Origin of the sequence: Nostoc sp. (assembly GCF_036917515.1) — a bacterium.
Lineage (GTDB): Bacteria > Cyanobacteriota > Cyanobacteriia > Cyanobacteriales > Nostocaceae > Nostoc.
Window position 1 is genome coordinate 1 of sequence record NZ_JBALDE010000118.1, and the last position, 22,212, is coordinate 22,212.

Consider the following 22,212-nt stretch of genomic DNA (forward strand, 5'->3'; position numbering starts at 1 on the left):
CAAATGCTCTGAATGCGGTAACTAAAAAAGACATTATTGGATGGTTCACCCACTGCTGTTACTATATTGCACCCAACTGAGAACCGCTATATTATGAAGCTCAACAATAGCAGATCAAATTCAATGGTTAAATCCTTCCACTTCCAGAAATGTCGTCAAAGAGATTGAACGAGTTCATTCCACCAAATACATTGAGCAAGTTCGCTCCTATTCTGCAAGAGGTTGGGGTTGTTTTGAGTCAACACAGATTTCTCCCCAAAGCTTTGAGGTTGCCTGCCTTGCTGTAAATGCTTGGTTGGATGGGGTTGATATTGTTTTGCAAGTAGAAAGACCAAGTTTTGTTCTGGCCAGACCAGCAGGACACCATGCACTCAAAGATGAAGGGATGGATTTTGCATTTTCTGTAATGCCGCGAACGTTGCCCTTTACGCTCTAGGAATAGGACAAATCAAGCGAGTTGGAATTCTTGACTAGGATGTACATCATGGTAACGGAACACAAGCAGCGTGGAAAATGTTCCCAACATTGCTTTTTGTTCAATTCATCAATCATCAGGCTATCCACACACAGGAAAATCTGAGAAACATGGCAAATTTAACAACGTATTGAATCTTCCAATAGCTCCAGCTAGTTTAATACAAGACTACTGTAAGTTACTTGAACAGAAGATTATACCCTTTTTCAAAGAAAAAATCGAAGAAAAAGTACGCTCTCAAATGCAAAAACATGTAATGCCAGAAGTAGGAGTTTTTTATTGAAAATGTCACAGGAAAAAACACCAGACACAAGCGATTCGTAAAAAGTATCATTGGGAAATTACCAATAACAAGTTCTCAAGCACAAAAGCTATAAGTCAGACCCCATAGCCAATTTAGTCCATATTTAGAGGTATATTGTCTAAGAGCAAGTGCTTCTCTACAAGACGCTTTGCGAACAGTATCATACCAACGTGCAGCAGGAGACGTAAAGTATGCGGCTGTCATAGAAGTTCCCAAAAGCGTGTAACAGCAACTAGTAGTCTGTCAAAATTTTGAATTCTTACTACAGCAGTCACAGTTGTGCTACGATACAACTCGTGTATGTACTTCATTCAAACGAAAATCCCAATATGTCTCACCTACCTGCGATGTAAATAAGTAAAAATCATTGATGATTACGCTATTAAAAAATAAATTATTATCAAACAGAATACATCCGCCAGTCGTACAGAATTTATTCTGAATTCTGTACGACTGGCGGATGAATAATCAGGTTTAAGAACCTCACAAAACAAGAAAATTTGGTGATGCAACAATTTAGTAGTGGGTCTAAATCCCTGATTGATAACAAAACTCTTTCTCTACAAAAGGCTTTTCTTTTAGAGACGCTAACGCGAACGCCAACGAATCCGTAAGTGTTTTGATTCTGACTTCTGAATTCTTATTTCAACAAATTTTCATTGGAATTTTAACATTATAATCTAAGCATGTAGTTATTAGTCAGGAGTTTAGTTTCATGAATCCTAAAGTCTCTGTAATTATCCCTGCTTACAATACTGAAGTTTATATTAAGAAGGCAATAGAGTCAGTCTTAGCTCAAACACTCACTGAGCTTGAAGTTATCGTTGTTGATGATGCTTCAACTGATAAAACTGTAGAAATTGCTAAGAGTTTTACCGATCAACGTCTCAAAGTGATAGCTAATCCACAAAATCTTGGGGTTTCTGCTGCGCGTAATCTTGCTATCAGAGCAGCTCAAGGAGAATGGATTGCTGTTCTTGATTCAGATGACTGGTATGCTCATGAAAGATTAGAAAAGCTTGTGTTGCTGGCAGAACAAGCAAATGCAGATATGATTGCAGACGATGTTTATTTTATCAAAGATGGTGCAACATCTCCTTGGAGTACATTGATTCAAGAAAGTGGAGAACATATAGATAAAATTATCCAAATTGATATCGTTTATTTTGTAGAGACTGATGTCTATGGAAAAGCAGGGCTGCATCTTGGTTTAAGTAAGCCTATATTCAAACGAGAATTTTTGGTTAAACACAGCATTGAGTACGATGAAACCTTAAGCATAGCTGAGGACTTTTGGCTTAACATGAAATGCTTAATTAATGGTGCTCGCTTTTTTCTAGTGCCAGAAGCCTATTATTTCTACCGTTCACGCTCTTTTTCTCTTGTACGTGAAAGCCGATTAAAACGTCTAAATCAATCTTATATATCTACTTCTTCTTTCATGCAGCAAAAAGTTGTGAAAAAAAATCCAGCTTTAATGCGTGCTCTGTCTTATAATCTTACAGTTTACAACAGAACTTTTGCTTACTATCAAGTTTTATTGCCTCTCAAGCAAGGAAATTGGTTATTAGCATTGAGAGAACTCACGAAAAATCCGGGCTTTTTTTATGATTTTATTTCTAATTTTAACAATATTATCAAACGTCGATTTCAATACTATGTGATGGGTAATGAATTAGTTTTTGAAATGCCTTATAATCTCCAGATAAAACGAAGAAAACCAAGATTGCATTCTAGTTTTCATTCTCCCAGCAATAATAAATAAGTAAGACCAAAAGATTGTTACAGAAATATGAGGTAAGGGAGTAATTGGACACTATCAAGAGAGAATAAAGCGATCAATGCCAGGTACATCCATGACTCTCAAAGAACATAAGAACATCAACAGGTTATAGAATACTTTCGTACAATAGTGAAGATACTGTACAAAAACGCCAATAGTGAACAAATCAAAAGCTTGGCAAAGATAAAAGAATCTTACAAGTGTTTTTATACTTTTTATAGTCACTGTACTAAACTCCAAATACTGAAAGGTTAAACATCACTCTAACTTTTAGTATTTCCCATACAATGTCAAAATCTATATAGCAAGTGAAGTAAAGGTTAGTAGGATTTAGAAAAAAACATTCCCTGTAATCACTTCTGTCTTCACGTTTTCGTGTTTCGCGCAGTCTGTAGCAACTTCCGTCTTCCCTGTAAGAGCTTTTGTCTTCACGTTTCCGTGTTTCGCGCAGCCTGTAGCAACTTCTGTCTTCCCTGTAATCACTTCTGTCTTCACGTTTCCGTGTTTCGCGCAGCTTGTAGCAACTTCCGTCTTTACGTTTCCATGTTTTGCGCAGCTTGTAGCAACTTCTGCCTTCACGTTTCCGTGTTTTGCGTAGTCTGTAGCAACTTCTGCTTTGACGTTATTAGAAACAGACTTACGTTATATAACAATACGGTTCAATTAAGGTTATTGGGTATAAATAATTGGGGACTTCCAGAAAATAAATTATCCAATTTACTCAGATAATATTCTTCTTTCTCCCCTTGCTCCCTGCCTGTTTGTTGAGCGTAGTCGAAACACTGCCTACACACCAATAGGATATTTTTTAGTTGGAAGTCCCTTGGTCTTTCAAGACGCGATAAATCGCATCTCTACATCTGGATTTTGGGCTATTCCTGATAGACATTTACTTGCACTGTAAGATTTAATCGGATAATCTGAGCAATCAAGATTGTTTTTCAAAAAAAAACCAATGAACAAATTCATACTGAGTTTGCTTTCTTCTCCTGTGCTGATTAGCTCTATTCTCTCTATGGGAGTAATGCTCAATCACGCACAAGCTATGGAACCAGAACCAGGAGCCAAAACCACAGATCGTCTATCTTGTATACGCAATAAACATAAAGTGGGTTTAGTATGTGCTAGGGCTTCTGTATTAGCTCAAATTCCTAACTATCAGCGTGAAATAGAGTTTTCTCAAGAAGATGCTCCTATGCTGGAGTTCAATGATGAAGAAAGCAATGTGGCAATCGATTTATTTGGCTGTGATTGTCCTGCTTGTATAAATTCTTTACGTCAGATGCGCGGGGCGACACCCTTAGTATATTAGGATTTTGCAAATTTATCATTGTTTATAACCCAAATTCCGCAAACTTTTCTTAGGGCATAACATTGTTCTGCCCTGACTGCGTGTTTTATTCAAAAGAATTAGGCTAATTTTTCGACTCGCAAACCAAAGTATGTCAAAACAAGTTCGGTTGAGCCATTATTGACAACTTCGTGTACTTCTCCCGGTTCGATGGCTACACAGTTTCCCGGAAGCAGGGGGTATTCTGTACCATCAATATGAATTACTCCCGAACCAGCTTCTACAAAGAATACTTCGCACATATCTTGATGCGCGTGTGCTGGTGCGGTTTGTCCAGGAGCAAAACGTGCTTGAGAAAAGTTAGTCAGGTGAGGTAAATCGCCGAAGCGTAACATCACCTTTTTCTTGATTTCGGCATTGTGAGAAACCGACTCTTCAGGCAAGTCTTTCAGGGAAGTGGTAATCATTCGGGTCTTAAATCATTAGATAATTCCACAATACCCCTAGACCCATCAATCCTGACTCGTTGACCATCTTGCAGAAGCCATGTAGCACCTCGAACATCCATCACTGCGGGAATTCCATACTCACGAGCAATGATCGCACCGTGAGAAAGCCTTCCCCCAGCTTCAGCAATTAATCCTCCAACCTTTAATAACAAAGGGGCCCAGCCGGAGTCTGTATAAGGCACTACCAGAATCGTATCTCGATCAATGTCTGGCACGTCTTGTAAATTTCGCAACACTTTCACCCTACCTTCGGCTTGCCCATGACTGGCTCCAATACCTTGTAAAATTTGGTCAGAGTAGAGTTCAGAGAAAGCTAAAGGGTGAGGAGGTGTATTGCCGTAGATTAAAACAGGTATTTGAATAATCTCGCTATCTTGGAGGAATTGCGATCGCCTAAATTCTACTAACTCATCTAACTGCTCTATTAAGCTGGAATCTTCATCCCCAACTAGACGCTGCACTTCATCAAAATTGAGAAAAAAGATATCGCCTGTTTGCCTGAGTAAGCCAGACTTTAACCAAATCTTCTCTAAAGCCACAAAACTCCAACGCAATTCAGCTAAAAGTCGGGAATAAACTTCGGTGACTCGTCCTTTGATATCCACACGCCGTTGCACAAAAGAGCGTTTGCGCTTACTGGCAAAGATACTATTAATCGCATCTTTAGCACCTGCTTGTGGTTCGTTCCCCTGCATTAGCTGTACAAACATCTGCTTAATCATTTGGGGGTTTTCCCGCCAAGTGGAAACGGAGATATCGGTTCCTACTTCACTTAAGTAGCCGTAATCCTGAAGCAATTCGTTAAATTCTTGGAGGATCTTCTCTCCTTCGGGGGTTTGCTTTAATTGTTCAAATACTTGCTGTGGCTCAAACTCAACTAATACCTGTTTGGCATCTGTAGCGATTGCACTGAGCGATCGCAATGCCGCTACCTCTGGGGTGACGCTATGATCGATTTGCCCATCTTTTACCCGAAAAATCGCCTGTCTTAGGGCAGCACTCAAGGGAGCTAAAATGCTGTAATACGTTCCATAACGCAGCAACTCCAGAATAAAATCAATTCTTGCCAACAACTTTGGCGGTTCTAAGCTATCTATATCTTCCTGCGCCAACTGCGACAACCCAGGAATCAACCGTTTGTGATAATCCTGCTTAAAGTCCTTTTCTAAATTTAATTCCCGCTTCAGCAACTTCCCTAGTCCTGGCAGATTTTCCCAAGTTGACTGCAAGGACGGTTTACTTAATTTAGCTCCTCTGGTTAAAAATTCCAGACTTTCTGGCGGTAATCCCATGCGGATAAAAATATCTCCTAAGAGGGAAGCATTAAAGTAAGCTCTGGAATAATGCAGAGTTGCTGTTTTGGTGAAATCTAACCCCAAGGCGCGATCGCCTAAAACTAAAGTAAAAAATTCTCCCCAAACTCCACAAGTTAAGGGACGATTAATTGACCATGTTAAAGGGTGAATTACTCCGGGAATCACTTCAGCAGCGATTTTGCGTGTCCAGATGGGCAACAGAGTGGTGATTGGTCGAGATTGCAATACCCAAAGCGTTTGACCATCATAACTCCACTCAATATCTTGAGGAGTGCCATGATAACGTTTTTCGAGTCGGTAAGCAAGGTATGCAACTTGTTTAATTAATGACTGTGGTACTCGTCCTTGACCTTCTAATTGTATAGAGTAAGAATTTTCTGTTTCAACGACAAAAGCGCGATATTGTTCTGGTGTGACTTTTCCCGAAACAACTTGTGTCGGGCTGCCTGGAAGGGCTTCAATAACGATCGCATCGCCTTGCTGGGTAATGGGATCGCGACTGAAAGCAACGCCAGAATATACACTCTGGACTTGTTGTTGAATTAACACAGCCATTGCTGTATCATTTAAGCCGCGATCGCGCCGATATTGGACAGCATAAGGATGATTGTAGGAAGCTTGAACTTGGGCGATCGCTGACTGTAATGCCTGTGGACTAGTAACATTGACAACTGTTTCATACTGTCCAGCAGCAGAAGCGTGTTCTGAATCTTCTCCAATTGCAGAGGAACGCACCACCAACGGGGATAATTCTGATGGTTGGAGAAATTCTGTTGACAGTTCTGGATTGTCGATGGGGGCTAGTACCCATCCCTTCGGCACTGGATAGCCCCAGCGCTTAATTTGAGATAATGTCGCCGCTTTTTCTCCGACTATGGCAGCATTCAGTTCCTCATCTAGAGAAACCATAGCGCGATCGCCGCGTAGAAATTCCAACATCGCTTGCGATTCTGTTTGTGCCCCTTGGGCTGGCAATTTCATATCATCAGGAATTTTGGTATAAATCCAGCCCATTAAACCTGCTAAGGCGACAGCAGCAAATATTCTGGGAATATCGCTCAGGTGCAGAAGTGCCACAAACAAAGGAAAAAGCAGCAAAACCCCAAATTTAACTAACTTTCTTGATTGCAGAATTGTAAAAATAATACCTGCAAAGAAAGATACAAATACCGCTACTAGGGGATCGTGTACGACAAATCCCCAGACAACATTTGTTGTACCTGCTCCTCTGCCCATCCAGTATCTACCGATTACCAGAGCGATCAGGGCGACCAATTCCCAAAACGATCCTTCTGGGAAGAAAATGCGGGTGATTAAGACTGCCGCAATTCCTTTAAAAGCTTCTGACAAGACTGCCAGAATTCCGACAATTTTACCGCCATGATAAAAGGCAGCTGATACACTAATGTTTCCTGTACCAACTTGTGATAACTGCTTCCGCTTCAGGGCGTAAGTTATCCATGAAATCAGGGGTAATCCGCCCAAAAGGGGGCAGATAATTAAAATAACGAAAACACCCCAAGGTTCAAACATTTTGGAATTTGGATTTTAGATTTAAATTTTCCATCTAAAACCTCAAATCTAAAATCTAAAGTTTTGCTGAAATTTTTGATGGTTATAAAAGGGCTTTTATCAAAAAGAATTCAGGATTCAGGAGTCAGAATAATGGATAGGGGATGAACACAGGGGTTTAAAACAATCCAAATTATATGATTTAGAGGTCTACAATCAGCTAGTGGTTTGAATTCCCCAAGGAAAGCATTCTGAATTCTGAATTCTTGATTCTGGGTTCTTCTTTAACAGTTATCAGTTATCAGTTATCAGTTATCAGTAAAGAATGATTTATCCTTGGCGAAACACCACACAAAAGTTGGTGGTAGGCGTTGGTGCGCTATTACACCACACCATACGCCGTGATAACTGTTCACTGTTCACTGTTTTAATTACTAGTTGCTAAATGGACACTTGGCTAAGACGGAAACCGTTTTTGCCAGTGCCCTTCTAGACTACTAATGGTTTTAGTTTAGCGCATAGGCAGCTTGTAGCGCCCAGATGACGAGAGCAGCGATCGATCCCAGAAGCAACACGGTAGAGATAGTGACTACTTTTGGGGAATCTGCTCCCTTAAATTTCATAATTCCGCGATTTAAGTCGGACACAGCTTTGTAATCCTCTCTTTTTGGGGCATGAAATATTTGTCCGTCTTGATTGTAGTCCTTCTATTTGCGGATGATGTTAAATTCACTTTAAAAATTTAGAAGTGAAGAGTGGGGATACGGGGACAAGGGGGACAAATCAATTCAAAATTCAAAATTCATGCATTAAGAACTTCTGCCTCCTGCCTCTTCTTTTTCAATGCCCAATGCCCAATGTCCAATCCCCCCAGTATCATTGAAAAGCAACTCAGTATAAGAGGGTGTGAGTAGGTGAAAATAGCACTGAGCATAATATTGGCGGTGGTTGTGGGATTGTTTTTGGTAATCGAGATCGGACTGCGATCGCTGTTTGGTTTTGGTAATCCCCTGATTTATATTGGCGATGAGCAAATTGGTTATTTGTTGGCTCCTAACCAACGTACCCGTCGTTTTGGTAATCGTATTGAAATTAATGAATATTCTATGCGAGGTAGTCCGATAAAAAAGCTACCTGTACCTACTGGGCTGCGAATTCTCCTCTTAGGTGATTCTATTGCTAATGGTGGCTGGTGGACAGATCAGACTAATACAATATCTAGTTTGATGATGCGTTCTCTACCATCATCCACTAATAGTAATTACCAGGAAGTAGAAGTATTAAATGCTTCAGCTAACTCTTGGGGACCAAGGAATGAATTAGCTTATTTAGAGAAGTTTGGCAATTTTAACGCGCAAGCAGTGGTGTTAATAATTAATACCGATGATTTGTTTGGAACTCCTCCTACTTCTTTGCCAGTCGGACGCGATCGCAATTATCCCGATCGTAAACCTCCCCTAGCATTAGTGGAAGTGTGGCAGCGTTATATCGTTAAGCAAAAGCCAATTCCTGAACTGCAAGCCGTGCAAAATGAACCAGGCGATCGCGTGGGGATTAATTTGGAAGCGATCGCTAAAATTCAAGCCTTGACTCGCCAAACTAACAGCAAATTTCTGCTAGTGATGACTCCTTTGCTACGAGAAATTGGCGCACCAGGCCCCCGCGATTACGAAATAAAAGCACGTCAGCGCTTGAGCGATTTTACCAAAGCACAGCAAATTCACTATATAGATTTTTTACCGAGTTTCAATTCAACTACCAACCCGCAAGGTTTGTTTCATGATCACATTCACCTCAACTTGCAAGGTAATAAATTTGTCAGTGAAGTTATAGAGCGATCGCTTTTAGAAATACTGAAAGAGGCGTCACTTCCTCACTAATATTCATTTTTTAGCTAGATTTCTGAGTATCTCTAACCAAATTATTTAACTCTTCCTGCATTTGACTTTGAACTATTTCATAACAAGCATTCACATAGTTACGATCTCTAGCTGCATCTTGACCATATCTTTCAAAAGTAATTGGATGACAGATACGAGTGTGAATTTGCACAGGTAGAGGAATATTTGGCAGAGGACCAATAGACAAGCCCCAAGGCAAACCTAAGTAAATTGGGAAAACACCAGGATCTATTTGATATAACCACGGCAATCCCCACTGATGCAATTGTTTGACTAAATCATAGCAATCACATAAGACTATCAAGCTATCATGAGCGCCTACCGAGATTACAGGAATAATCGGAACTTCTTGTTTTAAAGCCAGTTTGACAAAGCCCTGATGACCGGCAAAATGAATTTTATAGCGTTGGCTATGAGGACGAAACATATCATATTGTCCTCCAGGATATACCAGAACGCTAGCACCTCGATCAAAAGCCGCACTAGCCATTTTGGGATGTGCAACAATTGCTCCGAATTTCTCAGCTAATCCTGCTATTTCTGGACTTACTTTCCAAGCAAAAGGGTGCATTAGACCATACACCAAACGCTCGGTTCCGAATCTAGAAAACCAATCGTACATCATCATTATTAAATCTGGAGAAGCCATACCCCCATTATGAGAGCCAACCAGTAGTACTTTCCCTGTTGTTGGTATATGATGCCATCCATCAGTTTTTACTTGAAAGTAATAACGGTAAAACCATGACCATACAGGCATCAGTAATTCAATAAACTGAACATCTCGCTGTGTTAATGAATGATGAATTTTTTTCGAGAATTCTGATGTTAAGCAATTGTCAGCGCTGACAGAAATTTTCTCTACCTGTTTTGGAAATTCCATAATTAGTCGCTCATCTTCCATCATTAGTATATTTTGACTACTGCATAACGCTGTTACTCATTATTCAATAACAGTTGTTATTTTTTCAGGTTTATCATTGCTTGGACATGGTTTGCAGACATGGTAGAATCTGGTGAAGGTAGGCATAGCCTGTCGTAGATATCGCTCCAAATTTTTTTCACTTTCTAAACAAGATCGACACAAGTCTTGGTGGTTTATTTTTATCTTGTTCGTGCCACCACTCTTGGAAGTCTTCAAGTAGGAAGCCATGAACTTTCGCTGTGTTAAAAAAGTCTGATAGATGATGCACAAATGCCAGAATTTTAATGAACTCTTGCTGTCTTTGAAAATTAGCTTTTGTTCCTTGATATTGCTTGAATGGATGAAGCTCGCAAATGAAAAAGTATCCTCCTTTGACTAAGACACGAGATGCTTCTGAAAATATTAAGCTGAGGTTTTCGATATGTTCTAGAACAAGATTACAAGTGACCAAATCGGCAGATTCATTGCCACAAGTCCATTGCTTAGTAATGTCTTCTGTAATAAACACCACATTAGCTGACCTCACTTTCTCTTTTGCCTTTTCAATCATCTGTGCTGAAAAATCGATCGCATAAACTTTCAGAGCAATTTGTGAAAGCAAAAGCGTATTTTTACCTGTGCCACAGCCAATTTCCACGACTGATTTACACCTCAAACCCATCAAGGTTTCTTTGGTGACGATTCGATCGAGATCGCGTGTCAGATTTTCGTCAGCATCGTATGTGGCTGACCAATTATCGTATGCTGCTTGAATACTCATATAGCTTCATTTTGCCAAGCAAAAGGTATCATACGTATTCATCATTCCTATTTCACCGTGCGATCGCAGAATGCGAGGGTGAGTGCTGCCGCAAGTGCCGCTATTGTCCGAACATGGTTCCAGAACGTCCAGTTGGTAAGATATCTAGCCCATAGGTTCGCGCCTTCAGTGCTATCCGGTTTGGCGATCGCTAACGCATCATTCAGCGGCACATTAAACGCGATCGTCACTAGAACAGTGCCAATCAGATAGAGCAAGCTACCGATAAGCAAGTAGGCAGCACTAGGTTGATGCCACTTTAACACTGAGGAAACCGCTAGAAAAATGCAAGCCACAGCTGTTCCGAAGAGTGCCAACATGAACAATGGATTGATCGCAGTGATATTGATGGATTGCATGGCGATAATGCCCTCCTTTGGCTGGAGTCGTGCAAGGGCATTCATCACGAAAGTCGAGAAAGCAAAGAAGACGCCAGCCACAAGCCCACAGCCTAGTGCTGTCAAAAGGGTCAAGCGCAAATTGTCAATAATTACCATAAAACCTCCTGTTAATTACTACCCAACGCCTTATTCGCAGATGGTGTTATGTCACAATACGCTTGGGTTAAGGGTTATTGGTGTAGATGATTGGTCTTTCAAGACGTGATAAATCGCGTCTCTACATCTGGGTTTTGGGCTTATCCGATGGACATGATATTATTTTATTTGCTGTTGCTCCCACAATCACTCTTATTACTTTGTTGCGACACAAACAGTTTGTTTTACCAGCGATCGCACTGCTTGCGACAATGCATTTACAACCTTTTGACACCTACGACCCACAGATTACATTACTGTCAATCTGAAACAAATATCTTAGCTGTATAGTTTGGCAAGTCAGTGACTAAACCATCCTCTTTAAATTTCACTTCTTGATTACTAACCCAATCTCGCCAATAGTTAGCAATTGGGAAGTCTGAAATTTTATATTGATTTAGATTTTGGTCGGAGAAATTTGCCACGACGACGACATGAGAATTCTGCTCATCCCAACGGGTGTAAGCCAGCACTTTATTCTCTGCATTTTCTGAGAAAAATTTAATATTGTCACTTTGCAAAGCTGGAATTTGCTGGCGTAGAGCAATCAGCTTTTGATAATACTCAAATAAATCATAATTCTGGTCGCTTGACAATAAAGACCAATTAATCTTCTGCGGTTTAGTCACATCTGCGCTTTTTTGCTGATATTCGCCAAACTCTTCTCCCATCCACAGCATTGGTATACCTATTGCTGTTATTAACAGAGTAGCTGCTAATTTGGCTCGTTCAAATGCGGGTGCGCCAAAGATGCCGGAATTGCCTAATTCTCGTAATACACGTTCGCGATCGTGGGTTGCCAAATAATTAATTACATTGGTAGCGATCGCATAACCCTGCTGTTTGGGATCTAAAATCTGCTTGAGTTGTTCTAATTCAAATGATTTACCACAAATATATGGAATTATAAAGTAGCGAAAACTCTCATGCCAACAAGCATCTAATGGGCCATCTGGCTTGACTACAGTTTTTGTATCGGGAATGTGTTCGGCAATGTTGTAAAACTGTTTGGGTGCAGCATAGTTTTTCGCTTGCTTAGTCAGCCAGTCGAAAAATTCAAAGTTAGCCAATTGCCGCACTGTGTCAAAGCGAATTCCATCAATGTGATACTCCTGAATCCAAAATTTTACCACATCGCCAATGTATTCCCATGCAGGCTTAATATTTAAGTTTTTGTCGTAATTATCATAATTAAACTCTGGCCCCCAGTAATTATCTGGGTCTTCAGGATAATGCTTGTATTCGTAGTACCAGTAATTTCGGTCAATTAGTATTAAAGGGCATTCTTCATCTGTATGGTTATAAATTCCATCCATAAAGACGCGAATGCCTCTACCATGACACTCGTCAATTAACCGCTTTAAATCTGCTGTTGAACCGTAACTAGATTCTGTAGCAAAAAAGTGGCGAACTTTATAGCCCCAGTTATAATTACCAGGGTATTCATTAACTGGCATTAATCCAATTGCATTAATTCCCAATTCACAAAGATAATCTAACTTAGCAATTATCCCTAAATATTTGCCTCGCTCGTTAGAGTCAACTTCATCGCTAGTAAAGTCGGCAACGTGCATTTCATATATGACTAATTCCCGGCTGTCAGGCAACAGCATTTCATCATATTGCCAAAGGTAAGTATCAACAACGCGTTGTCCATCTTGAATGCGTACTATACTGTATTTTTCTGTTTTATTAACATCTGTTGCTTTGGAATCAATAATATCTATCCATTCATCAATTGCAAAATTTGGACTTTTGGTTTGAATGCGAAATTTATATTGATAAACGCCGTCTTCCAGTTCGATTTTAGTGCGAAAATACCCATCTTCACCTTTGGACATGGGAATTTCTTTCCAATCTGAAAAAGACCCAATTAAAGCTGCTCCTTTGTTGCGAGGAGCAAATAATGTAAATTCAGTTAAATTTGTCATTTTCACACTTTTAAATTTTAGCTAGTTACAGTCACTAAAATTATTGTGTAATATAAAATAATTTGCAGCTTCTTTCTTAAGTATTATCAATATTTTCCTAAGGTTCTGGACTTCAAACAGATATTGCGATCGTTATAATTCTTAGGGGTGCAATGACTATCTAAATCATCACTAATTATGCGGACATGATATGATAGTTTTGCTCAATTATCTCTGAGATTTTGTTCTCAAAACCTATTCCATGCATTCTTTGATTAAATGTCTATTGAAAGACAGTAAACGCGGTAGCTTTTCCTGGCATCACATCACTCTCTCTATTGGCTGATTTTAAAATCCCTACCTTTGAAAGGTGGAAAGTAGGGGAAACAAGGGGACAAGGGGGACAACCCATGCCCAATGCCTAACCAATGACTATTTACCGATATCTTCATTCCAAAGTTCGGAGTTAGTTTCAATAAACTCACTCATCATTTGTTCGCATTCGTCAAGATTAAGATCAATTACTTCCACCCCGTGAGATACCATAAATTCTTTAGCACCAGCAAAAGTTCTGGATTCTCCAGCGATAACTTTTTTAATGCCAAATTGTACTACTGCCCCAGCGCACAGGTAACACGGCATTAAAGTTGAATATAGTGTTGTACCTCTGTAGCTGCCAACTCTCCCAGCATTGCGGAGACAATCGATTTCCGCGTGGGTGACAGGATCGGCGTCTTGCACGCGTTTATTGTGTCCTCTGCCGAGAATTTTGCCATCCTTGACGAGAACCGAACCAATAGGAATTCCACCTTCTTGTCTGCCTTGTTTTGCTTCTTGAATTGCAGCTTCCATAAACTCATCCATATAATTCTCCTTTTATAACAAAACAACTAGTATTAATGAATCGCGAGCGCAGTATAGATGACTATTTAGCAACTATGCTACTATTGACGATGGCTCATATCGAACTTTTCAGCTAAACAGTATTTCTCTCAGGCAAAAAAATGAGATATGGTTGGTAATATTCGGTTGCAAACCTCAACTAAATTATTTCTACTATCTAATTCAGCAACTGTTGCTTTTATAATTTTGAGTGCTGTCCTGGCAAATTTTCGCATTTTTTCTTTTGTAGGCTGTTGTCCAGCTGCTGCTAAAACTAGCACTTGCTCTAATGCTTCATTTTTATCATCAATTGTTAATGATAAATCAGCATCAATTACAGCTTTGAGTTCAATCAATAATTCTTTGATTCCTAATTGATTATTTTGATTGGAGCTTTGTAACTGATTAATTACATTGTCAATATCTTCACTAGAGGCGGATGTTCTGCCTTGAATCAACTCTTCAATTTCTTGAATTAATACTTTAGCCTCTGCCAAAATAGTAGTGAGTCTATCAAAGTTTTGCTCAACTCTTTTTGATGTGATAACTACAGTTACTTCCATTCCTACATCATCAACTTCAATCGACTCAAATGTTCCCTCATTTATTTGTTGGAAAATTCGATTGCGAAGCTGTGCTAAATCAACACCTAATACCGACAAAACTCTAACAGCTATACATTCACTTTCTCGAATTAAACCTAACAGTATATGTTCTGTACCGATGTAATCGTGTCCTTGTTGATATGATTCTTCCAAACTAAACTCTAAAACTCTTTTGGCACGGGTGCTAAAAGGAATTTCTATAGCAATAAACCCTAAACCTCTGCCAATAATTTTTTCAACTTCTATCCGAGCGTCTTTGAGATTAACATCCATTGATTTTAAGACCTGAGAAGCAATACTAGTTCCTTCACCAATTAATCCGAGTAACAGTTGTTCTGTTCCTATAATATTATGACCAAGACGACGTGATTCTTCCTGGGCTAGCATTATCACTTTAATACTTTTTTCTGTAAACCTCTCAAACATAATTCTCTCTGGTAATTCAACAACAATCAAATCATTAATCTCAGAATTTTCATGATAATTCTGTAAATTTAAATTGGTTAAATGTAAGTCTTTTTTTATTATTTGAGCTATTTCAACTTCTAGTTTGTGTATTCTAAATATCTGCGATCACATCAAGGCACTCTTTTTTGAATTGCGCTCGACTTTCTCATTGTTTGTTATTAGATAGATATACCTCTCCGTATAATCTCGTTGTCTTTTTCAAAAATCAAATCGGATTCATCTATTTCTTGCTGATATTCAAAAAAATTATGAATATCAACTGGCTCGGAATGCTACACATAAACTATCTGAATATCATTCTCTACAAAGCACCCGAAAAATTTACTGTGACAACTTCAGGATGCAATTCACCTCAAGCATTATTTTTACGAAACAAAACAGCTACATTAATCATTAATTAAATGAGAAAATTTAAACCTAATAAGAGAGCCGCTATTGTTCCTGCAACAGAAATTTTTCCCTGAAGAATTTTATCTAAAATTGATTCTATAGGAATAAATACAACTTCAATCTCTTCTGTAATATCTAGTTGTTGCTCTCCAACCTTGCTCACATTTTCTGCTAAAAATAAATGTATTTGGTTGGTATCTTTACTCGGTTTATCGTATAAAGTTCCGATTTTTCTAAATTTTTGGGGAATATAACCAGTCTCTTCTCTTAGTTCTCTAATTGCCGCTACCTCTGCACTCTCTTTTGTAGGATCGAAATTCCCTGCTGGCAGTTCTAAGAAAAATTCACCTACGGCGTGTCTGTATTGCCGCACAAAAATAATTTCTCTATTACTGGTGATAGGTAAAATCATTGCAACGTCAGGCCTAATATTGACAAAATAATCATCTATAATTTTCCCATTCGGTAATTCTATTTCATCTTGCCTCACCTGACACCAAGGATTATCTAAAACCATTTTTGATTTTAAAATCTTCCATTTCTTGAAGTTGTTCATAAGCTAAGTAACAAATAAAATGTATGTATAAAAACTTTGCAATGAATGTAAAAAAGTATAACAGATGCATTCGATAATTTAAATTTTGAACTTACACTGGCTTTTGCCATAACATAATATGTAAAAAAAGTATGCAAATAAATGTAAATTTATTTTCTGTAAATAAAAGATTTCCGTTGACTATTAGTCGAGGTACAACGGCACAGACAACGAATCTATGGGTGAGGATTTCACAGGATGATATCGAAGGCTGGGGGGAAGCATCACCTTTTGGTGTGGGTAATCATCGGCAATCAACTGATGCAATTAAAGATGCTTTAGAGCAAGTTGTGCCACTGTTACAAACATTCAGCCCCTTACAACGTCAGGAAATTGAGCAAGTTTTAACACAAAATCAGGTTCCTTCTGCTGCAAAAGCTGCCTTGGATATGGCAATGCACGACTGGTTGGGTAAGCGCGTAGGTTTACCCTTGTGGCAAATTTGGGGACTTGATCGCAATCAAATAGTCCCGACTTCAGTCACAATTGGGATTAATTCACCTGAAGGCGCTAGGGCGAGGGCTCGAGACTGGTTACAATTTACAGATGTCCGCCTTTTTAAGGTAAAACTAGGTAATCCAGATGGCATAGATGCAGATAAAAAAATGCTCTTAGCGGTGCGAGAAGAAGCACCATTACAAGAATTTTTTGTTGATGCCAACGGGGGTTGGAGTTTAGAAGATGCGATCGCAATGTGTAATTGGCTAGCTGATTTAGGTATAAAGTATGTAGAACAGCCATTGCCACGGGGAGAAGAAAAAAGTTTAGCAAAACTCAAACAACACTCTCCCCTGCCGATCTTTGTGGATGAAAGTTGTTTTACCAGCGCCGATATTCCTGATTTGGCAAATTACGTAGATGGCATTAATATCAAACTAATGAAATCAGGGGGGCTAACAGAGGCAATGCGAATGGTACATACAGCACGAGCATATCGGTTACAAGTAATGTTCGGTTGCTATTCTGACAGTTCGCTAGCTAATACAGCAGCATTACAGCTAGCGCCACTAGCTGATTATTTAGATTTAGACAGTCACCTTAACTTAATTGATGACCCTTTTACAGGTGCATTGCTAAAACAAGGAAAAGTTTTGCCAAACGATTTACCAGGTTTGGGAGTACAACACAGTGCGTCTACCACTTAATCAACGAGTAGCTATCTTGCTGCATGAAGGGACTATTGGGACTCACGGCAAAACAGGGCTAGCAATTTTACGTTACAGTGAAGCCCCAATAGTAGCCGTAATTGATCGTGAGTGTGCTGGTAAATCCCTACCAGAATTAACAGGTATCAAGCGTGATGTGCCGATTGTGGCATCGGTAGCCGCAGCCTTGGAGTATAAACCGGAAATTTTGGTAATTGGCATTGCCCCAGGAGGTGGTGCTGTACCAGATGATTACTGGCTGGAAATTAAAGACGCTTTAGAAGCGGGAATGTCGCTGGTGAATGGTTTACATACACCAATGGCAAGTATCCCAGAATTAAATGCACTGCTCAAACCAGGACAACTAATTTGGGATGTACGAAAAGAGCCGTCTAATATTAATGTTGCTAGTGGAATGGCACGCACCCTTCCGTGTCGGCGGGTATTGACAGTGGGAACCGATATGGCGATCGGTAAAATGTCAACTAGTCTAGAGTTACATTGGGCGTCAAAATTGCGGGGCTGGCGTTCTAAATTCCTGGCTACAGGACAAACTGGGGTGATGTTAGAAGGAGACGGCGTGGCTTTAGATGCAGTGCGGGTAGACTTTGCTGCCGGTGCTGTGGAACAAATAGTCATGCGCTATGGCAAAAACAATGACATCTTGCACATTGAAGGACAAGGTTCGCTGCTACACCCTGGTTCAACGGCAACTCTACCCCTAATCCGTGGTTCGCAACCAACCCAACTGATATTAGTACATCGGGCGGGACAAGTTCATGTACGTAATCATCCCCATGTAATAATTCCACCTTTACCTGAGGTGATTCGGCTTTATGAAACTGTTGCTAATGCTGGTGGTGCTTTTGGAAGTGTTTCTGTAGTTGGTATAGCACTGAACACAGCCCACTTAGATGAGTCTGCGGCTCAAGAAAGCATCGCCCAAACAATAGCAGAAACGGGGCTACCTTGCACCGATGTAGTCCGCTTTGATGCCAATGTGCTTTTGAATGCGGTGATGAATAATTAGATTCTAGGGTAGGAACAATATGTAGTACAATAATATTATATTGAATGAACACTCAAATGTTCATTAATAAGAATTTTTGGCAAGCAGAGGAGGTCAATTGTGGCTCATACAACAGCAGCAGCGATCGCTGATTACTTCATCTGGCTAGCTAACGAAACTGGCTCATACTTGAGCAATCTGAAACTGCAAAAATTGGTTTATTATGCTCAGGCTTGGCATCTAGGAATTTATGGGCAGTCTTTATTTGATGAAGATTTTGAAGCATGGATTCATGGGCCTGTTATTCCTGGTTTATATCAAGAATACAAAAGCTTTGGGTGGAAGCCTATCTTAAAAAATGCGGAACCCCAACATTTTTCTCAGGAAATTCGAGATTTTCTAGAAGAATTGACAGAAGCTTATTTTGGATGTGATGCTTTTGAACTAGAGCAAATGACTCATCACGAAGACCCTTGGATTAAAGCAAGAGGAAACCTTTCCTTGGATACATCCTCTAATGCGATTCTTTCTAAAGAATCGATGAGAGACTATTACAAGACTCGTGCCGAAGCCGAAGAAGAATAGGATTAACAAGATGGAGCCACAGCAGGCTCCATCTTCTAGAATAAAATCTACAAAAGTAGAGCCTCCAAGAGGAGTAAGTTTTTCCTACAGATATTTTCAGGACAGCAATAATAAGTTTTCGATTAGCAATAAGGATGCACGATATTTAGAGGCATTCATCCAGAGACTACGCGATCTCTCAACTATGACAGTCAATGAGATTAGCGTTACAAATGCCAAAAGTCTGCGATGCCATCCAATAGACTGGAATCAGACTAGTGAACCTTGTTTTGATCTTCCTAACGAAGAGCAGTTAGTCGATACGCCATACCAGTTTCAGCTTTCATCTAACGAACATGGTAGAGTTCATGGATTCTTCATCGAAAATGTATTTTACATTGTTTGGTTAGACCCAGACCATAAACTTTATTCTTAAAATGATTGACCCAGGTAGAACAGCGCTCGCCACTCCCCTTGCAAAACAATAGGCTAAACTTATAGCAATGAGACACTTGTTGCCATGTCTGTCGCCCAAGATTTAGAATCCCCAGAAAATGTTATATTTCCCCCGGGGGATTTATATAGTGACGAACCGCCTTTGGAAACTGACTTGCATCGGTTGCAAATGACACTGCTTATCCAATGTTTGGAATGGCTGTGGCAAAATCGCAAAGATTTTTATGCATCGGGTAATCTCACCATCTACTACAGTCCACGCCAGCGCAAATCAGAAAATTTCCGGGGGCCAGATTTTTTTGTCGTACTAGGGACTGAACGCAAACCCCGTAAAAGTTGGGTTGTCTGGGAAGAAGATGGTAAATATCCCAACGTAATTATAGAAATTATCTCGGATAGCACAGGCGACACTGATAAAGGCTTAAAAAAACAAATTTACCAAGATATATTTCGCACACCAGATTACTTTTGGTTTGACCCAGAAACGTTAGAATTTTCAGGGTTCCATTTACTGGATGGTGAATATCAACCGCTAGAACAAAATCCCAAGGCTGGTTATGGAGTCAACAGCTAGGTTTATATTTAGGGGTTGTTCAAGAAAAATTACGCTTTTACACTCGTGAAGGAGAATTGATTCCCACACCGGAAGAAGTGGCACAACACCAGAAACAACGTAGCGATCGCTTGGCTGCAAAACTGCGAGAATTAAATATAGATCCAGATACGATTTAACTTCCACGCTGTCTTGCTTGTGCCTATTGGCTCAAATGCTATGGATCTTCAGGAAAAACCCATTTTGGCGGTTCCATCATTTTTTTTTGCAGACGTTCTTGTGCCAACTCCAGCATTTTCTCTAAGGGAGTATCTTCAATAAATTTTGCGGCTGACTCTCTAAACTCGATATTGGGACATTTATTCCCTAAAACACACCCGTTAACACAGGCTACAGCGCAGTTAATTTTTTGCTCCACAGTAAATTCCTCTCTCTAAAAGTTATGAGTTATAAGTTGTGAGTGATGATTTTCATCTCTAACTCTTCACCAAAGACGGAGCGTCTCCGGCTTTGCTCTTAACTCTTTACTATCAGGCATGACCTACAAGTAAATTTTACCTTGCCAGGTAGTATCTCATTAGTCTAAATACTTACCATTTAGAAACTTATGAGTTATAAGCTATGATTTTTACTCCTCACTCTTAATAAAGGGCGCTCATGTCAGAACTCTTTGCTACTACTGGAACTATAGCCGCGATCGCCACTGCTGTTGTCCCCCAACAGGGTAGTGTTGGGATTGTGCGGGTGTCTGGTTCTCAAGCAATGGCAATCGCCCAAAGTCTCTTTCATGCACCAGGGCGACAAGTTTGGGAAAGTCACCGGATTCTCTACGGTTACATTCGCCATCCCCAGATGCAACAAATAGTGGATGAAGCTTTGTTGTTGATGATGAAAGCACCCCGTTCTTACACTCGTGAAGATGTGGTAGAATTCCATTGCCACGGGGGAATTATGGCAGTGCAGCAGGTATTACAACTGTGTTTGGAAAATGGGGCCAGACTAGCGCAACCTGGAGAATTTACCCTCCGCGCCTTTTTGAATGGACGATTGGATTTAACTCAAGCCGAAGGTATTGCTGATTTAGTCGGAGCTAAATCGCCCCAAGCTGCTCAAAGTGCTTTAGCTGGTTTACAAGGAAAATTAGCTGATCCGATTCGGCAGTTACGCGCTAACTGTTTGGATATTTTGGCAGAAATCGAAGCTCGGATTGATTTTGAGGAAGATTTACCCCCCTTGGATGATAAAGCAATTATATCAGCAATCGATAAAATTGCCGCAGAAATAGCTAGGTTATTGGAAACCAAAGACAAAGGTGAGTTGCTACGCACTGGTTTAAAAGTAGCAATTGTCGGGCGTCCGAATGTGGGTAAGTCGAGTTTATTGAACGCTTGGAGCCGGAGCGATCGCGCCATTGTGACTGATTTACCTGGCACAACCCGCGATGTGGTGGAATCTCAGTTAGTTGTCGGTGGAATTCCCGTACAAGTGCTAGATACAGCCGGGATTCGGGAAACAACAGACCAAGTGGAAAAAATTGGCGTCGAGCGATCGCGTCGTGCCGCCAATGCAGCTGATTTAGTCTTGCTTACCATCGATGCTTCCACAGGCTGGACAGCAGGTGATGAAGAAATTTACCAAAAGGTACAACACCGTCCGTTGATTATAGTTATTAACAAAATCGATTTAGTAAAAGAAAGTGATAGGGAAAACCTTCAATCCAAAATCCCAGTTGCGCTGGAAGCGCACCAAATGTGCGACCCAAAATCTACAATTGTCACAGCCGCAGCCCAAAATCAAGGTATTGATACTCTAGAAACAGCAATTTTAGAGATAGTTCAATCTAGAAAAGTGCAAGCGGCTGATATAGATTTAGCTATTAACCAAAGGCAGGCAGCAGCCTTAACTCAAGCTAAAATATCTTTGGAACAAGTACAAGCAACAATTACCCAGCAGTTACCTCTTGATTTTTGGACAATTGACTTGAGGGGGGCGATTCAAGCTTTGGGAGAAATTACCGGAGAGGAAGTAACAGAATCAGTTTTAGAGAGAATTTTTAGCAGGTTTTGTATTGGTAAATAAACTATAAAAGTATTAAAAAAAATAAAAAGTTCTAATATTTGTGTTTGATTTTTAATTGTTATAATATAATGCTTGATACAATTCCAGTTCAAGTTCTTGGTTGTCTTAAACCAGGCATAATTACGGTTATAGCCTTTCCCGGTGCAGGAATATTAAATGGTGGGTTACTAATGGAGTTACCAACTGAAATAATTCCGTAGAGCTA

Annotated in this window: 22 protein-coding genes and 4 pseudogenes; 15 read left to right on the plus strand and 11 right to left on the minus strand. The window is 39.9% G+C overall.

Going from position 1 to position 22,212, the window contains the following annotated elements; translation table 11 throughout:
- Positions 1-163: 163 nt before the first annotated feature.
- From V7K89_RS35920 to V7K89_RS15495, 4 genes and pseudogenes are all read left to right on the plus strand, one after another.
- Positions 164-436 (plus strand): hypothetical protein, encoded by a 273-nt coding sequence (locus tag V7K89_RS35920; protein WP_442941676.1) that lies wholly within the window; start codon positions 164-166, stop codon positions 434-436.
- Between the two features lie 253 nt (positions 437-689).
- Positions 690-1,002, plus strand: a pseudogene (locus V7K89_RS15485) (ISKra4 family transposase); the annotation flags it as partial.
- A gap of 492 nt (positions 1,003-1,494) precedes the next feature.
- The gene (locus V7K89_RS15490; RefSeq protein ID WP_335188524.1) at positions 1,495-2,544 is read left to right on the plus strand and encodes a glycosyltransferase family 2 protein; all 1,050 of its coding nucleotides are present in this window, start codon (positions 1,495-1,497) and stop codon (positions 2,542-2,544) included.
- A gap of 973 nt (positions 2,545-3,517) precedes the next feature.
- Positions 3,518-3,874 carry a hypothetical protein gene (locus V7K89_RS15495; protein WP_229465736.1) on the plus strand — a complete coding sequence of 119 codons (357 nt, stop codon included), beginning with the start codon at positions 3,518-3,520 and terminating at the stop codon, positions 3,872-3,874.
- Positions 3,875-3,972: 98 nt separating this feature from the next.
- Here V7K89_RS15495 and V7K89_RS15500 read toward each other — a convergent pair whose 3' ends face one another.
- The 3 genes from V7K89_RS15500 to V7K89_RS15510 all read right to left on the minus strand — a co-directional run bounded on the left by V7K89_RS15500 (position 3,973) and on the right by V7K89_RS15510 (position 7,837).
- Positions 3,973-4,320, minus strand: a complete 348-nt coding sequence (locus V7K89_RS15500) for a cupin domain-containing protein (protein WP_334719634.1) — start codon at positions 4,318-4,320, stop codon at positions 3,973-3,975.
- Positions 4,317-7,211, minus strand: a complete 2,895-nt coding sequence (locus V7K89_RS15505) for a glycerol-3-phosphate acyltransferase (protein WP_335188526.1) — start codon at positions 7,209-7,211, stop codon at positions 4,317-4,319. The genes V7K89_RS15500 and V7K89_RS15505 overlap by 4 nt, the downstream gene beginning before the upstream one ends.
- 485 nt (positions 7,212-7,696) lie before the next feature.
- Complete coding sequence (locus tag V7K89_RS15510; RefSeq protein ID WP_190240958.1) at positions 7,697-7,837, minus strand: hypothetical protein; 141 nt, start codon at positions 7,835-7,837, stop codon at positions 7,697-7,699.
- 267 nt (positions 7,838-8,104) lie between these two features.
- On the opposite strand from V7K89_RS15510, the gene V7K89_RS15515 reads away from it, so the two are divergent.
- Complete coding sequence (locus V7K89_RS15515) at positions 8,105-9,070, plus strand: SGNH/GDSL hydrolase family protein (protein WP_335188528.1); 966 nt, start codon at positions 8,105-8,107, stop codon at positions 9,068-9,070.
- 10 nt (positions 9,071-9,080) lie between these two features.
- On the opposite strand, the gene V7K89_RS15520 is transcribed toward V7K89_RS15515, so the two are convergent.
- The 3 genes from V7K89_RS15520 to V7K89_RS15530 all read right to left on the minus strand — a co-directional run bounded on the left by V7K89_RS15520 (position 9,081) and on the right by V7K89_RS15530 (position 11,312).
- Positions 9,081-9,974, minus strand: a complete 894-nt coding sequence (locus V7K89_RS15520) for a lysophospholipid acyltransferase family protein (RefSeq protein ID WP_335188530.1) — start codon at positions 9,972-9,974, stop codon at positions 9,081-9,083.
- Between the two features lie 178 nt (positions 9,975-10,152).
- Complete coding sequence (locus tag V7K89_RS15525) at positions 10,153-10,776, minus strand: class I SAM-dependent methyltransferase (RefSeq protein ID WP_335188532.1); 624 nt, start codon at positions 10,774-10,776, stop codon at positions 10,153-10,155.
- A gap of 47 nt (positions 10,777-10,823) precedes the next feature.
- Positions 10,824-11,312, minus strand: a complete 489-nt coding sequence (locus V7K89_RS15530; RefSeq protein ID WP_335188534.1) for an anthrone oxygenase family protein — start codon at positions 11,310-11,312, stop codon at positions 10,824-10,826.
- An 86-nt stretch (positions 11,313-11,398) separates the two neighbouring features.
- Between V7K89_RS15530 and V7K89_RS15535 the strand changes: the two genes are divergently transcribed.
- Entirely contained in the window at positions 11,399-11,620 is a 222-nt protein-coding gene (locus tag V7K89_RS15535; protein ID WP_335188536.1) for a hypothetical protein, read from the plus strand.
- Here V7K89_RS15535 and V7K89_RS15540 read toward each other — a convergent pair.
- Positions 11,612-13,282 (minus strand): alpha-amylase family glycosyl hydrolase, encoded by a 1,671-nt coding sequence (locus V7K89_RS15540; RefSeq protein WP_335188538.1) that lies wholly within the window; start codon positions 13,280-13,282, stop codon positions 11,612-11,614. The genes V7K89_RS15535 and V7K89_RS15540 overlap by 9 nt on opposite strands.
- 411 nt (positions 13,283-13,693) lie before the next feature.
- Positions 13,694-14,125, minus strand: coding sequence for a nucleoside deaminase (locus V7K89_RS15545; protein WP_335188540.1), 432 nt, complete (start codon positions 14,123-14,125; stop codon positions 13,694-13,696).
- A gap of 14 nt (positions 14,126-14,139) precedes the next feature.
- Between V7K89_RS15545 and V7K89_RS15550 the strand changes: the two are divergent.
- Positions 14,140-14,232, plus strand: a pseudogene (locus V7K89_RS15550) (nucleoside hydrolase); the annotation flags it as partial.
- Between the two features lie 542 nt (positions 14,233-14,774).
- On the opposite strand, the pseudogene V7K89_RS15555 reads toward V7K89_RS15550, so the two are convergent.
- A pseudogene (locus tag V7K89_RS15555) lies at positions 14,775-15,174 on the minus strand (Clp protease N-terminal domain-containing protein); the annotation flags it as partial.
- A gap of 290 nt (positions 15,175-15,464) precedes the next feature.
- Here V7K89_RS15555 and V7K89_RS15560 point away from each other — a divergent pair.
- Positions 15,465-15,617 carry a hypothetical protein gene (locus tag V7K89_RS15560; RefSeq protein WP_335188542.1) on the plus strand — a complete coding sequence of 51 codons (153 nt, stop codon included), beginning with the start codon at positions 15,465-15,467 and terminating at the stop codon, positions 15,615-15,617.
- On the opposite strand, the gene V7K89_RS15565 is transcribed toward V7K89_RS15560, so the two are convergent.
- Positions 15,614-16,162 (minus strand): NUDIX hydrolase, encoded by a 549-nt coding sequence (locus tag V7K89_RS15565; RefSeq protein ID WP_335188544.1) that lies wholly within the window; start codon positions 16,160-16,162, stop codon positions 15,614-15,616. The genes V7K89_RS15560 and V7K89_RS15565 overlap by 4 nt on opposite strands.
- A 131-nt stretch (positions 16,163-16,293) precedes the next feature.
- On the opposite strand from V7K89_RS15565, the gene V7K89_RS15570 reads away from it, so the two are divergent.
- From V7K89_RS15570 to V7K89_RS15590, 5 genes and pseudogenes are all read left to right on the plus strand, one after another.
- Positions 16,294-17,346, plus strand: a complete 1,053-nt coding sequence (locus V7K89_RS15570) for a dipeptide epimerase (RefSeq protein WP_335188546.1) — start codon at positions 16,294-16,296, stop codon at positions 17,344-17,346.
- Positions 17,330-18,376, plus strand: a complete 1,047-nt coding sequence (locus tag V7K89_RS15575; RefSeq protein ID WP_335188548.1) for a DUF1611 domain-containing protein — start codon at positions 17,330-17,332, stop codon at positions 18,374-18,376. Before V7K89_RS15570 ends, V7K89_RS15575 begins: the two co-directional genes overlap by 17 nt.
- Positions 18,377-18,475: 99 nt before the next feature.
- Complete coding sequence (locus V7K89_RS15580) at positions 18,476-18,940, plus strand: Panacea domain-containing protein (RefSeq protein WP_335188550.1); 465 nt, start codon at positions 18,476-18,478, stop codon at positions 18,938-18,940.
- 10 nt (positions 18,941-18,950) lie between these two features.
- The gene (locus tag V7K89_RS15585) at positions 18,951-19,355 is read left to right on the plus strand and encodes a hypothetical protein (protein WP_335188552.1); all 405 of its coding nucleotides are present in this window, start codon (positions 18,951-18,953) and stop codon (positions 19,353-19,355) included.
- Positions 19,356-19,439: 84 nt separating this feature from the next.
- Positions 19,440-20,107, plus strand: a pseudogene (locus V7K89_RS15590) (Uma2 family endonuclease).
- A gap of 38 nt (positions 20,108-20,145) precedes the next feature.
- On the opposite strand, the gene V7K89_RS15595 reads toward V7K89_RS15590, so the two are convergent.
- Positions 20,146-20,346: a hypothetical protein gene (locus V7K89_RS15595; protein ID WP_335188554.1), complete on the minus strand. Its 201-nt coding sequence runs from the start codon at positions 20,344-20,346 to the stop codon at positions 20,146-20,148.
- 239 nt (positions 20,347-20,585) lie between these two features.
- On the opposite strand from V7K89_RS15595, the gene mnmE reads away from it, so the two are divergent.
- Together mnmE and V7K89_RS15605 are read left to right on the plus strand one after the other, a co-directional pair.
- Complete coding sequence (gene mnmE, locus V7K89_RS15600; RefSeq protein ID WP_335188556.1) at positions 20,586-22,007, plus strand: tRNA uridine-5-carboxymethylaminomethyl(34) synthesis GTPase MnmE; 1,422 nt, start codon at positions 20,586-20,588, stop codon at positions 22,005-22,007.
- 68 nt (positions 22,008-22,075) lie between these two features.
- Entirely contained in the window at positions 22,076-22,207 is a 132-nt protein-coding gene (locus V7K89_RS15605) for a hypothetical protein (protein WP_335188558.1), read from the plus strand.
- Positions 22,208-22,212: the final 5 nt, after the last annotated feature.